Annotated in this window: 11 protein-coding genes; 1 reads left to right on the top strand and 10 read right to left on the bottom strand. The window is 50.9% G+C overall.

Annotated elements, in window-relative coordinates; all coding sequences use genetic code 11:
- Positions 1-15: 15 nt before the first annotated feature.
- Together C5S61_RS15245 and C5S61_RS15240 are read right to left on the bottom strand one after the other, a co-directional pair.
- Positions 16-669: an ABC transporter permease gene (locus C5S61_RS15245; RefSeq protein ID WP_110516069.1), complete on the bottom strand. Its 654-nt coding sequence runs from the start codon at positions 667-669 to the stop codon at positions 16-18.
- A 61-nt stretch (positions 670-730) separates the two neighbouring features.
- Entirely contained in the window at positions 731-1,117 is a 387-nt protein-coding gene (locus C5S61_RS15240) for a hypothetical protein (protein ID WP_110516067.1), read from the bottom strand.
- A gap of 147 nt (positions 1,118-1,264) precedes the next feature.
- Here C5S61_RS15240 and C5S61_RS15235 point away from each other — a divergent pair, with 147 nt between their 5' ends.
- The gene (locus tag C5S61_RS15235) at positions 1,265-2,248 is read left to right on the top strand and encodes a S66 peptidase family protein (RefSeq protein WP_164689514.1); all 984 of its coding nucleotides are present in this window, start codon (positions 1,265-1,267) and stop codon (positions 2,246-2,248) included.
- Between the two features lie 65 nt (positions 2,249-2,313).
- Here the strand turns inward: C5S61_RS15235 and C5S61_RS15230 are convergent, their stop codons facing one another.
- From C5S61_RS15230 to C5S61_RS15195, 8 genes are all read right to left on the bottom strand, one after another.
- Complete coding sequence (locus C5S61_RS15230) at positions 2,314-3,423, bottom strand: S1C family serine protease (protein ID WP_110516063.1); 1,110 nt, start codon at positions 3,421-3,423, stop codon at positions 2,314-2,316.
- Between the two features lie 232 nt (positions 3,424-3,655).
- Entirely contained in the window at positions 3,656-5,917 is a 2,262-nt protein-coding gene (locus C5S61_RS15225) for a pre-peptidase C-terminal domain-containing protein (RefSeq protein ID WP_110516061.1), read from the bottom strand.
- 145 nt (positions 5,918-6,062) lie between these two features.
- A complete protein-coding gene (locus tag C5S61_RS15220; RefSeq protein ID WP_110516059.1) occupies positions 6,063-8,126 on the bottom strand; it encodes a proprotein convertase P-domain-containing protein in 2,064 nt (687 codons plus the stop codon).
- A 47-nt stretch (positions 8,127-8,173) separates the two neighbouring features.
- Positions 8,174-8,779: a deoxynucleoside kinase gene (locus C5S61_RS15215; protein ID WP_110516057.1), complete on the bottom strand. Its 606-nt coding sequence runs from the start codon at positions 8,777-8,779 to the stop codon at positions 8,174-8,176.
- Positions 8,780-9,012: 233 nt separating this feature from the next.
- Entirely contained in the window at positions 9,013-9,903 is an 891-nt protein-coding gene (locus tag C5S61_RS15210; protein ID WP_110516056.1) for an aldo/keto reductase, read from the bottom strand.
- A 50-nt stretch (positions 9,904-9,953) separates the two neighbouring features.
- Positions 9,954-10,313, bottom strand: coding sequence for a 2Fe-2S iron-sulfur cluster-binding protein (locus C5S61_RS15205; RefSeq protein WP_110516054.1), 360 nt, complete (start codon positions 10,311-10,313; stop codon positions 9,954-9,956).
- Between the two features lie 50 nt (positions 10,314-10,363).
- On the bottom strand, positions 10,364-11,374 hold the full coding sequence (locus C5S61_RS15200) for a DUF4938 domain-containing protein (protein ID WP_110516051.1): 1,011 nt from the start codon (positions 11,372-11,374) through the stop codon (positions 10,364-10,366).
- A 51-nt stretch (positions 11,375-11,425) separates the two neighbouring features.
- Positions 11,426-12,460: a zinc-binding dehydrogenase gene (locus tag C5S61_RS15195; protein WP_205701409.1), complete on the bottom strand. Its 1,035-nt coding sequence runs from the start codon at positions 12,458-12,460 to the stop codon at positions 11,426-11,428.
- Between the last annotated feature and the right edge of the window lie 57 nt (positions 12,461-12,517).

Here is a 12,517-nt window from a genome sequence, read left to right as displayed (position 1 = left end):
TCCTGTCCAAACAAACTAAAACTGTGGTGGTCGTACCCATCGCAACAGCCCCGCCATTACGATTTCGGCCACGATGGCCAGCAATGCCACCGGAATAGCGCCAACAAGCAAAATATCGACGCGGCTCATACTAAATCCTAAGGTGATAAAACTGCCTAGCCCGCCAGCCCCAATAAAGGCTGCCAAGGTTGCGCTGGCAATCACCTCAACCAAGGCGATACGAATGCCCGAGAGGATGACTGGCGCAGCTAAAGGCAATTCGACCCGCCATAATTGCAGCCAGGCTGGCATGCCCATGGCTTTGGCTGCTTCGCGCACCGCTGGGTTGAGCGTGCGAAAAGCAGCATTGGTATTGATCAAAATGGGTGGTAAGGCCAAAATTGTCAGCGCCACGATTGCCGAACGAATGCTCAGGCCATAGCCAGGAATCGCAACGAAAAGAAAGAGGATGGCAAGACTTGGAATGACCCGCAGGATATTCGTCGTATTGATCGCAAGCGCACTAATGATCCGCGAACGACTGCTCCACCAGCCAAACGGCAACCCAAGCAGCAGTGCAATTGCCATCGCACTGGCCACAAGCTGCCCATGCCGACTGAGTGCTGCGCTTAATCGCGCCAAATTGCGCGGCTCAAGCGCATACGCCAAGGCCTGCTGAAATTCACTCACACCGATTCCTCTATGCTGGAAACCTCAAAAAGCATACCACAATTTAGGCCAAAAAGTAGCTCTATAGTGCTTGTAATAAGGCCACCAATTGATCACGCAGGTCGGATAAACCGGCGCGAACTTCTTCTGAGCTTGGCAGTTCGACGCTCAAGGCTTGGCTCAAGCGATCAATTTGGGCTTGAATATTGCTGGCAATATCGGGGAAGGCGGCCTCGACTGGCACGCGCAGGGCATTCCAACCTTGCTCGACGGTGCTAAACAAGGCCCGAGTGCGTTCCCAATCGTTGTTGCGCACCGCTTCTTCAATGCCCGATAAACGATTAACTAAATCTTGGACTGAGGTTTCGCTTAATTGTTGAACTGTATCGGAAACTTGGGTGGCAATGCTACTGCCTGAACAGCCAGCGAGCAATAGCAAAAGGCTCAGACTTACAAACCAACGACGCATTTTCTATACTCCTTCGGGTTAAGTTTCGTCTGTCATTCTAAACCGTGTGTAAAGGGCAAGTGCTATGCCATAAATCCATCGCTAGGCCAATGCTAGTTCAACCCATTATCGCTACATTGGAGCAGTTGATTCTATGAAGGGATGCGCATGCCGTTTCTGATCAAACCACAGTCGCTCAAACTAGGCGATACCATTGGGGTCGTTGCATCGTCGTTACCACTTTTTGCCGATTGGCAAGCAGACTATGCTGCTGGAATCGCAACGTTGCGCATGTTGGGCTTCGAGGTGATCGAAGGCGCAACCATTCAGACCCGTCGTTGGTGGTCGGCTGGCACACCGCAAGAGCAGGCTGCCGATATTAACGCCATGTTTGCCAACCCTGCGGTGCGGGCAATTATTGCGCTTACTGGTGGCTTCTCGGCGCTCAGCGTGTTGGATTATCTCGATTATCAACTAATTGCGGCCAATCCGAAACCATTTCTCGGCATGAGCGATACAACCCTCTATCAATGGGCAATGTTATCTCAATGCGCCCAGAGTGGCTTGCATACCAACGATCTCAAGGATGGCTTTGGGCATTATTGGGCCAAACTTGCACCAGAACAGCATGATCGTTTGACCAATCTCTATCGCCAACTGCTGTTGAGTAGCGCTGCATTAGGACCATTGCCGCACTTGAGCGAGTGGGAGTGCTGGCGGCCAGGGCTGACGACTGGTCGCTTGATTGGCGGCAATCTCAAACGATTGGTTGCGCTTGCAGGAACGCGTTATTGGCCTGAACCAGCGTGGTTTGAGGGGGCAATCTTTTTTTGGGAAGAACTAGGAACGACGCTGTATGATTTGACGATTGATCTCACGCGGCTCAAACTTTTAGGCGTGCTTGATCAGATTAGTGGGATGGTTATTGGCAAATTGATTTGGATTAATCAATATTTTGGCGAGAGTGCGACTGATCCAACGCCACGCGAGGCGATCCTTGCAGTGCTGGCCGACTACGATTTTCCAATTCTGGCAGAGGTGGATTTTGGACATAATCAAGCGATGCTGCCGCTGCCAATTGGCATCCAAGCGACGCTTAATGCAACCAATTTGCATTTGGAACTGCAAGAACCTGCAATGCTTGAATCGTAAGCAGCAAAAAGCCCCTCGTTTGCAAACGAGAGGCTTTGTAGCAGAGTTGTGGTGGTTTTGCGGTTTTAGGATGGACGTTCGGTGAGCGTAATTTGCACCTCTTGTTGTTGGCTGTTGCGCTCAATCGTTACCGTCACGGTATCGCCTGGCTTATATTGCAACAACAGGCGTTGCAACGAATGGCGTTGGGTAATTTCCTCGCCATTGACCGCCAGAATAATATCGCCACGGCTAATGCCTGCGCGGCGGGCGGGTGTGCCTTCATCGACGTTGGTTACAAAAGCCCCTTTACCATTGGCAATTCCAAGCTCGGCGGTTTCGGGCGAAAGTAGCTCGTAGCTAATGCCCATATAAGGCCGAACCACTTGGCCATTGGCAATCAAGGCATCGCTTACTTCGCGCACAATATTCGATGGCACTGCGAAGCCTAAGCCTTGCGCTTCATCGATGCTGCCAACATCGCCGCGCACAACCAACGTGTTGATGCCAACAATTTCGCCTTTGAGGCTGATCAACGGGCCGCCGCTATTGCCATGGTTAATCGCCGCATCAGTTTGAATCAAGCCTTCCATGCGATCGATGGTGCGATCAAGGGCACTGACAACCCCGACGGTGACGCTGTTTTGAAATTTACCAAGCGGGCTGCCGATGGCGACGACCGTCTCGCCAGGCTTTAATTCATCCGAATTGCCCAAGGAAATTGTGGCTGGTACCGCATCGAGCACGCGAATAACCGCAATATCCGAAAAAGCGTCGGTGCCGATCAGCTCTGCATTGTGGCTTGTGCCATCGGAGTAGATAACTTGCAAGCGGTTTTGACCTTCAACGACGTGATTATTGGTGATGATGTAGCCATCTTCGTTGATGATTGCGCCTGAACCGCTAGCCTGACCACCAGCAACGGTGCTGATGATTTTGACCACTGCTGGCGAGGCATTGGCGACGGTTTGCACCACCGCATCATTGCTATTGGCGACGACTGGTTGGGCCGTCAGATTGGCGTTGGTTTGGGGGTTGGCAGTGGTTGGGGTAACGACAACCGCCGTTGCCGTTTGATCAACTTGGGCCAAGCGATAGCCTGCCACGCCCCCAACCATGCCACCACCAACCCCTGAAAGCACTAAGGCGGCAATGATCAAGCCGCCGAAACCGACGGTCCGTTTTGGATTACTCATAACGATTCCTCGTAGCTGCGTGTTTATATTGCTGCTTGTATTGTAGCAAGATTTAGCTAAAACGCAGGCTAACGTAGGCTAAATGGTGGTTTAGAAAAATGGCGGTTAATTGGGCTTTTGCTCATTCAGCATTTAGCCAATCCTACATCAAATCTTCACATCGATCGGCTAGGCCAAAAAAGCAACCCGTGGCTTGTACCACGGGTTGCTGACGCTGAAATCGCTAGGCTACTTATGCTTCTTTACTAACCCACGGCAGATAGACCGGAATCAGAGTTGGGCCGGTGGTTGCGCTTGGGGTGACGCTCGGCGTATTGGTTGGCGAAACGGTAATTGTTGGCGTACTGGTGTTGGTTGGCGAAACGGTAATTGTTGGCGTATTGGTTGGTGTATTACTTGGTGTTGGCGTAACACTCACACTCCCCGTTGGCGTGATGCTTGGCGTTGGGCTATTGGTTGGGGTGTTGGTTTCGGTTGGCGTGATGCTTGGCGTTTCTGTTTCGGTTGGCATGACGGTATTGGTTGGAGTTTCGCTAACAATCGGCGTATTGGTTGCGGTTGGCACCTCGGTTGGGGTCGCGGTTGGCAATCCGACACAACCCAGAATTTGGAAATCGTCGATCGCAACTCCAGCTAACTGGATCGTGCTATTGGTATCAAGGTGATAGAGTGTTCGCACCGACTGGCCTTTGAACTCGCTAATATCATGCAATTGTCGGCTCCAAACCGTGCTTGCTTGATAGGTGGTGTTTGCACTGCCAACCTGGTTGGTCATGGTTGCTGCATCAAATTCATATAAGGTCTTGGTAATAATTCCTGTGCCAATAGCGGCTGTGTAATGGTCAAACGAAGCATTTTCCAATTGATAGCGTTGGTGCCATTGCAGATAGACTGGACCAGCAAGGTTAGGAATATTAATGGCTGGCGAGAGCAGGTTAGCTACGCTACTGGCCAAATATGGGCCATCAAGGTTGGTTTTCCAGCTATTAACCCCGCTGTAGCTGCCAATCAGTGGCGCGGCGCTTGGGGTGCCATATTCCCATGAATCGTTGATACCGCTGTGGGTAAAGCCACCATCGTTGGCCTCAAAATCGTTGCTGGTGATGGTTGTTAGGGTTGTGCCATCGGGGCAGTTGGCTGGTGGTGCTGCGCAAGCACGGATGCTCCAATTTTGCAGCACTCCACCGTTGCCTGCAAAATCATCATGAATCAATAATGTCCATGTGCCTGCGCTTCGCCCGCCATCAAACCAATCGAGGCGATAGGTCGACTCAGGACTATAGTGCATTCCAGCTACGACTGTGAATGATCCAATTGGGATCGCTGCATCATCATCTAAAGCAAGATTCATTGTAGTTTGGGTAGTTGCGCCAATATCGCTAAATAAGCCAACAACATTCCCATCTGGCCCTTGCAACTGCACATCCAAATCGATCATAGCGGTATGGGTTAGCTGAATGCTTACATCAAGGTCGGCAATAAAGAAGCTATCAGGAATAGTCAAGCTTGAAGTGATCAAACTTGTGGTTGTCGGGATGGTTTTGGCAACGTCATTGCTGGTATAGGTTTGGCAATTTGCCTGTTGTTCTGCTGCAAAAACGCTCACATCAAGCAGATAGGTAGCTGCTGCAGGAATGCTGCTCGCAAGGGTTGAAACAAAAATATAGTAGGTTCCACTCTCCTTAACGGTCATAAAATGGGCTTCGGCATTTGGTGGCGAGGTGGTACTCGTATCATTGGCATATAAAATAAAATTATTAAATAGGGCAATCCCAACGCGACCATCCCAGTTTGTGCTATCGCGTTCAGGGTTGAGGTCTAGGCTGGTATAGATGGTATCTCCAGCATTTAAGTTGAATTTGAAAATATCCACATCAGTTGTGCTTGATAATACCCCTGCAATTGAGCCACTTGTTGGGAGCAGTTGGGCTAGCGCAATGGTATTATTCGATTCGATTTCCGCAGTTGCTGGCTCGCTCAAGATCCGCACATATAAATCGTAATAGCGAATTTGGGCGGTGTTGAAACCACTCACGCGAAGATAATAGGTAGCAGTCGCTGTTACAGGAGCTGAACTAATAACTGAGCCAAGACTACCGAAAGTCCCATCGTCATCATCAGTTTCGATCAAGCTTGTGCCATTCGGTGCATAAAGGCTTAACAAGCTATCGGTACTGCCTGCAGAAGCTGAGGTCATCGTTGCGGCACTTACTCGTTGGCCTGCCTGCAATTGGATGCTGTAGAAATCAACCTCACCGTTCCAGATATTCCCGCGTACAATGGCGCTACTAGCCAGAATTGGATTAGCGGTTGCTGGCGTATTGTTATTCTCCTGCTCTTTGATTCTTACCGCACCGTGCGGGATGCTGGCTTGCTGAATCTGCGGGGCATTTGCGTTACTAGGTGCTGCCTGCACCTGCTTGAAACTGCGAAAACTACCAGTTAACCCAATCAAAGCGATCATGAGGCCGATAAACCCAATCCGGAGACGCATGCAAACCTCCTAAACCAAGGCTGTTGCTAAGGGAAGAGTGTTGGGGGATTGGGTAAGCATAGGCTACGGCTGAGCTAAATGCAAGGGTGAATTTGGGGGAACTGCTCCAGTCTGGTATCCCCCAAACTGGAGCAGTCAAGCACTTTTAGTTTACGACAACGACGAATGGCAGATGGATGTAGAAGCGCGCTGGGTCAATCGTTGGGCTGGCGCTTGGGGTTGGTGTGATGCTTGGGGTTACGATTGGCGTTGCGCTTGGGGTTGGCGTGACGCTTGCCGTTGGCGTGATCGTTGGCGTAATTAAGCCAGCATCAATACAACCAGTAATTTCCACATCATCAACTGAGATGCCTGCAAAATTAGCGGCGGAATCACTGCCAAAATCCCATTTCAAGCGCAGTGACGATCCTGCATCACTACTAATATCATGGCGTTGCAAACTCCAACCAGTGCTTTGCTCAAGCGTTTGGGTTGGGGTGTTAACCTGAGTCCGCATCTCGACGCTGCGATGTTCGAACAAAGGTGTAACATTTGAAAAAGGTACTATTTTGCTCACGACATAAAAATCATTCAGGCTATTGTCAAGTTGATAGCGTTGATACCAACTTGCATAAATTGGCCCGCTGACGTTGGTAAGATCGATATTGGGCGAGTACAATTCCATGCGCGAGCTATTGGGGTAATTGCCAGTTAAGTTGGTGTTCCAGCTGTTTGCGCCGCTATAGTTGCCCCCAATTGGCGGGCCATTGCGATTGCCCCAAACCCATGAGAAATCATCATCGCCTGCGCTGAATCCGCCGTTATCGGCCTCAAATTGGCTGCTATAAATCACGCTCCGCGCTTTACCAGTTGGGCAATCGGCAGGAGCGGGCATGCCACAAATTCGCAGGCCCCAGCTATTGAGCGTGCCACCATTGCTGTCAGCAGTATCATAGATGGTGAGCGTCCATTGGCCTTGCGCTTGTTGGCCTGCAAACCAATCGAGGCTGAAATTGTATTCTGGCGCAAAATGCACGCCGTTCAAATTGTTATAGGTGCCTAGTGGCAAGGCTGCTTGCTGATCGATCACGAGATCGACATTGCGGCGCTGGGCGCTGCCAATATCGGTAAAAAGCGCAACCACGTTGCCATCAGGTGCGGTCAAGGTTACATCCAATTCCGACATCAAGCTATGGTTTAAATCAAGCAGCACATCAATATCGGCAATATTGGCTGCTTGTGCAACCGTTATGCTCGATTGCATGACTGATCGATTGGGGCCAATGGCTTGGGATTGTTGGCTGGTAACGGTTTGGCAGTTGGCTTGGGTTATTGCTGGGATAATCAGCACTTGGGCCAAATAGCTGGCTTGCGGGCCAACAGCAACGTACGATCCAATTACAATTTCATAGCTACCTGCATGCTTAACGGTCATAACATTGGCTTCTGCATTTGGTGAAACAGCATTGGCATCATTGGCTTCGAATGTGGCATCGTCCCAGCTAAATTGCAGAAACCCATTCCAGGTTATGCCATCACGCTCAGGGTCAAAATCAAGCGTGGTGAAAATCGTATCGCCAGCATTGAGATTAAACTGATAGCGATCAAGATCGTTGCTGGTCGAAAGCACACCACTGATGCTGGCTTGAGTCGTAATGGCTTGTGGCACTTGATCGTTGGGTTCTTGCTCGCTCACGCTTGTGCTCAAGACCCGCACATACAGATCGTAGGGTTGGATGACGGTGGTGACAGTACCACCTTGAACACGGATATAGTAGCTGCCTGTGGTGGTTATTACTTGCGAGCTAATCACCGATGAACCATTGGTATGCACGCCATCGCTCAAATCGGTTTCGATGAGCGTTAATGTCGGATCAAGATTGTTGCCAGTGGAGGCGAATAAACTGAGCGTTGTATCGCCAGAAGCGATACTGGCCCGCGTAATGGTTGCTAAAGCCAGCCGTTGGCCAGCAGTCAAATCGATTTTAAAATAATCAATATCATGTTGGGTAATCGAGCCACGAACAACCGTATTACTGCCACTCAATACGTTAGCATCGAATGGGTCGTCGTTAATTTCTTGCTCTTGGATGCGGGCAAAGCCCTGAGGAACCGTCGTTTGATCTGGTGTTTGGGGTTGTGCTTGAGCCACATACGTAGGGCTTTGAATCACTTTACCCACAGTGATCATCAGCAAAAGCGCAATGATCACACCAACACGAACACGCATACAACCTCCCAAAATTCACATCTAGACTCACAAAACCTATCGCGTCATTATATACTCAATAGGCTCAGAATAGTTTCAATCAATAGTTGGTGTTGTTGTGCATTGGGTAAGTGATTGCTGCTCCAATCGAGGGTCAAGAGCGGTGTTTTGATGGTTGCAGTCCAATGTTCAAGCAAGGACCCAAGTTGCGCTAAATCGGCGCGTTGGGCAATTTCTAGCGGGCGATTGCGTTGCTGATAGCGTTGAATAATGACATCGAGCGGTGCTTCAAGGCTGATAATCAGGTCGGGCTGGCCTAGGCCGGCACGTAGTTCGTGATAGAGCCGTTCGCAGAGCGCAAATTCAGCGCTGGTTAAGTAGCCTTGCTGCTGAAAATGCTTGCTAAAAACCCAAAAATCTTCATCAAGGCCACCGTCTTGCACGCCAATGCCCGGCTGCGCCCGGATTGCCCGCTCTTGTTCAGCCCGCAATAAAAGGTAATCGAATTGGTTGGCAAGGGCATAGCGTTGGAGGTCTTGGGCAAATAGTTGTTGAAATGGTCGTTCGGCGTGGCTCTCTAGGGCTGCAAAAAAGCGCTGATCGCTACATAGCAGCTTAGTGAGGGTGGTTTTGCCAATGCCCGCGTTGCCTACAATCGTAATTAATTTGCCCATGATGTTGTCCTTGATTGTTGATTGACGTGTTGCTGTTGTACCCGAAAGCGGCCAAAGTTGCAACTGCAAACAACATCAGGGCAAATCCCCACGCTGCGAACTCTAAAAATGACACATCTACGCTCAAGGCTATTGTGGCAGGCCGACTAACACCTGCCTATAGTCAAAAAGTCCCAATTGGTGCTTTTTTAGTGCAGCACGCACCAACAACGTCGTGATGCTTGCTTGGCTGATTAAATCTGGCCAACCCAGCCGCGATCATGGGCCTGAAATTGGTTGGCGAGGTATTGATAGAGTTGTGGCTCAAGTGGGCCTTGGTTCAACAGGTTTAAATTATGCTGCATATGCGCAAGCTTGCGCGAGCCAACAATGCAACTGTGTACGCCTGGCGTATAGGCAGTGAAGCGGAGCGCAATGGCTAAAAGTTGCTCAGGGTCGAGATCAAGCTGCATGGCTTGCAGGCGCTCCCAATAAACTTCTGCATAATCGCCAACAGGCCGTTGTTCAAAACGCCATGCAACGTTGGCAACTGGGCGTTTGGCAATCACACCAAGCTGATGTTGCTGTGCTTGGGGCAAAATCTGGCCAATCACTCGTTGATCGGCCAGGTTTACCGAGCATTCAATGGCCCCAAAATGGCCAGCTTGTACCGCCCATTCCAAGGGCGCGTTATCGCCTGAGTAGGCTGCGACTCGCACTTTGCCCGCTTGCACTGCGCGATCCAAGGCTTCGATAACCTCGCCTGTGCGTAAGGTTTCGAGTGGGCAGGAATGAAAATGCACAATATCGAGATAATCGGTCTGCATTTGGCGCAACGCTGCATCAATCCCCGCGGTGATAATTGGACTCGTCCAGTCGTCGTAGCCCTCGATGCCATAGCCAATTTTGGTCGAAAGCACAAATTCATGGCGACGTTGATGCAAATGTCGCCCGATGCGCTCCTCGGAAAGGCCATAGCCGCGCGCAGTATCGATTAAATTAATGCCGCTATCGAGCAAGCCATTCAGGAGTGTGCCAACCTCGGATTCAGTTAATTCGTTGCCACCAATATGGCCAGCGCCAAAACCTAGGGCCGAAACCTGCAAGCCAGTTGCGCCAAATTCGCGCAGCGATCCACCATTCATGCTGTTCCTATTCAACCAAGCATCTCAGCGTGGAGATGCTTGGTGCTTACTTAAAGCGGGCGTTCGAGCCATTCTGGCTCTGGGGTTATGCTATCTGCTGGGCGTGGCCCAGGGTCGGGCAAGCCCGAATCGCTTAATGTCATCAAAGGGTGAAGCTGCATATCAGCCTCACAGGTAATTTGGCAGGCCAAACGCACGCCAGTTAATTTGGCCTCGGCCAATTTAAACGATTCGGCCTTGGTGATTGTGTTTGGCTCGCCAGCCTGAAACTCGACGCGACAGGTTGTACAACGGGCGTTGCCGCCACAGCGGTGCAAAATATCAATGCCATGATCTTCTAGGGCGTTGACCAAACGGCTGCCACGTGCTACCTCGAATGGCGCTTGTGAACCAACAGTGATCTGGGGCATGCTCCACCTCCTAGAATAATGATCGATTAATTGCCCAAACTGGCTATGATTTATTGATCAAGTGCGCCAGTATCGAGCAATTGTTGCAATTGATTGACCACCAACGCCAACAATGGTTGTTGAATGCTGGCTGGTTCTTGGGTGCGCTGGAGTTGCACAACGGGGGCCGCAGTGCGCCGCGCTAAGCCAGCAGTGCGCTGATCGTCGGCCAACAAAATGGTGTTGCCAAGCTCATCGGCGGTTAGGGCGGGCAAGCCTGCTGCCAAGGCTTGTTCTTCTGGCAAGTCGCTAATGCCCAGCACAACCCCAATTGTACAGCGGTTAAAGGCTAAACCACGCTCAACCACATCTGCTTGATCTAAGGCAACCACAAATAAATCGGCATCTGGTTGAATCAGTGCTTGGCGCACGCTGGCATAATCGCCTTTGGGAATCTGCACGACGTTTTGCCAACCAGCAGCGGTTAATCCTTGCGCAATCTGGCTCGCTGCCAATTCGGCTCCAAGCCCACCAATTGCAATCAAGGGCACGCTGCGAATTTGCTCCCATGGCGGGTTGACGGCGATGCCAAGGCTAAGTTGGGCAGGATCAAAACGCCAGCCACCGCTGCCAGTGCCAAGCTGCAACATGCCATCGCCAACCGGCAATACTGGAATCACCCGCCCTTGAGCTTCGGCGCGTAATTGCAGCAATGGCAACACTGGGTCGATGCGCATGCGTTGGCGACGCAGATCAAAGAGCGCATCATCGTGGCTCCAATCTTCATCTTGGCGTTCTGCAGCCAGAATATCGTCAACTGCATGCTGCAAACTTGCTGCGCCAAGTTGCGGATGATTGCAGGTAAAACTCAGACTCAATTGCCAGCTTTGCTCGTCAAGTGGCTCGATTCTCATGCGTAGATAGCCAATGATTAAGCCAACTGCTTGGGCCCAGGTTTTGAGTTGGCGACCGAGTTCATCGCGGAGATCGTGGCTGACCTGCAACGTTGCAGCTACCCCAGCTTGGGGATAGTAGATATTTGGGCCTTCTAAAACGCGAATATGGTCGATTGTGATTGACATGAATTAAATGCTCCCAGCCGTAGCAGCACATCTGCTGCATCGGGCTGTCTCTTAGGGAATTGCAATGACGACTTTGCCAAATTGCTCTGCTGATTTAAGGTAGGCTTGGGCAGCTTGAATTTCGCTCAGCGGAAACACTTTATCAACCAGTGGCTCAAAACGGCGTTCCCAGAATACTAAGCGCATAATCGTGTTAAATTCACGATTATTGGCCATTGTTGAGCCAATCAGGTTAAATTGTCGCCAGAAAAGTTTGCGAATATCGATGCTGACAATCGGGCCAGTTGTTGCGCCATAGGTTACAACCGTGCCACCTTTGGCCACGCTGCGCAATGAGCTTTCCCACGTCGCTGCGCCAACATTCTCTAATACGACATCAACGCCGCGCTTTTTGGTTTGTTGCCAAATTTCGCGACCCCAATCGCCATCTGATCGTACCACGTAATCGGCTCCCAATTCTTTGGCCCGTGCCATTTTTTCGGGCGAACGCGAAGCTGCATAAACGGTTGCACCAGCATAGCGGGCAATTTGAATTGCAGCACTAGCCACGCCGCCACCAGCGCCCAAAATCAAGACACTTTGGCCAGCCCGTAGTTTGGCTTGACCGATCAAGGCCCGCCAGGCCGTCATCCATACTAGAGGCACCGCTGCTGCTTGTTCAAACGAATAATCAGCAGGAATCGCATACAAATTGCGCGCTGGCACCGCGATATATTGGGCGAAGCCACCAGTTTGATGCTCCCCAAGTACGCCATAGCGATCGCACAACGTTTCTTCGCCAGCGATGCAAAATTCGCACTGGCCGCACCAGATATTGGGATTAACAATCACGCGCTGGCCTTCGTTCCAGCCAGTTATGCCCTCGCCTACTGCCGCAATTTCGCCAGCAATATCGCAGCCGCCAATGTGCGGCATACTCAGGTTTAAGCCGGGCAAGCCTTCGCGCACAAACAGATCAAGGTGATTCAGCGCGGCAGCGCGGATACGGACCAAGACTTCATCTGGGCCAGCTACCGGCTCGGCCAAATCGCCATATTCGAGCACATCAAGCCCACCATGCTGGCGAAAAAATCCTGCCTTCATCATACCGTCCAAGCCTCCTTGCTCAAAACAATGGCTATAGTGTAAAGGATGTTGGCGCGT

The sequence above is a fragment of the Herpetosiphon llansteffanensis genome, assembly GCF_003205875.1.
GTDB lineage: Bacteria > Chloroflexota > Chloroflexia > Chloroflexales > Herpetosiphonaceae > Herpetosiphon > Herpetosiphon llansteffanensis.
The sequence above is the reverse complement of the archived record's forward strand: the minus strand, read 5'-3'. Positions and strand labels throughout refer to the sequence as shown.

Bases quoted from the DNA above. Each gene is read 5' to 3' on its own strand.
- C5S61_RS15200 (WP_110516051.1), bottom strand. From the start codon at position 11,374: ATGTCAATCACAATCGACCATATTCGCGTTTTAGAAGGCCCAAATATC.
- C5S61_RS15240 (WP_110516067.1), bottom strand. From the start codon at position 1,117: ATGCGTCGTTGGTTTGTAAGTCTGAGCCTTTTGCTATTGCTCGCTGGC.
- C5S61_RS15220 (WP_110516059.1), bottom strand. From the start codon at position 8,126: ATGCGTGTTCGTGTTGGTGTGATCATTGCGCTTTTGCTGATGATCACT.
- C5S61_RS15235 (WP_164689514.1), top strand. From the start codon at position 1,265: ATGCCGTTTCTGATCAAACCACAGTCGCTCAAACTAGGCGATACCATT.
- C5S61_RS15205 (WP_110516054.1), bottom strand. From the start codon at position 10,313: ATGCCCCAGATCACTGTTGGTTCACAAGCGCCATTCGAGGTAGCACGT.
- C5S61_RS15230 (WP_110516063.1), bottom strand. From the start codon at position 3,423: ATGAGTAATCCAAAACGGACCGTCGGTTTCGGCGGCTTGATCATTGCC.
- C5S61_RS15195 (WP_205701409.1), bottom strand. From the start codon at position 12,460: ATGATGAAGGCAGGATTTTTTCGCCAGCATGGTGGGCTTGATGTGCTC.
- C5S61_RS15225 (WP_110516061.1), bottom strand. From the start codon at position 5,917: ATGCGTCTCCGGATTGGGTTTATCGGCCTCATGATCGCTTTGATTGGG.
- C5S61_RS15210 (WP_110516056.1), bottom strand. From the start codon at position 9,903: ATGAATGGTGGATCGCTGCGCGAATTTGGCGCAACTGGCTTGCAGGTT.
- C5S61_RS15215 (WP_110516057.1), bottom strand. From the start codon at position 8,779: ATGGGCAAATTAATTACGATTGTAGGCAACGCGGGCATTGGCAAAACC.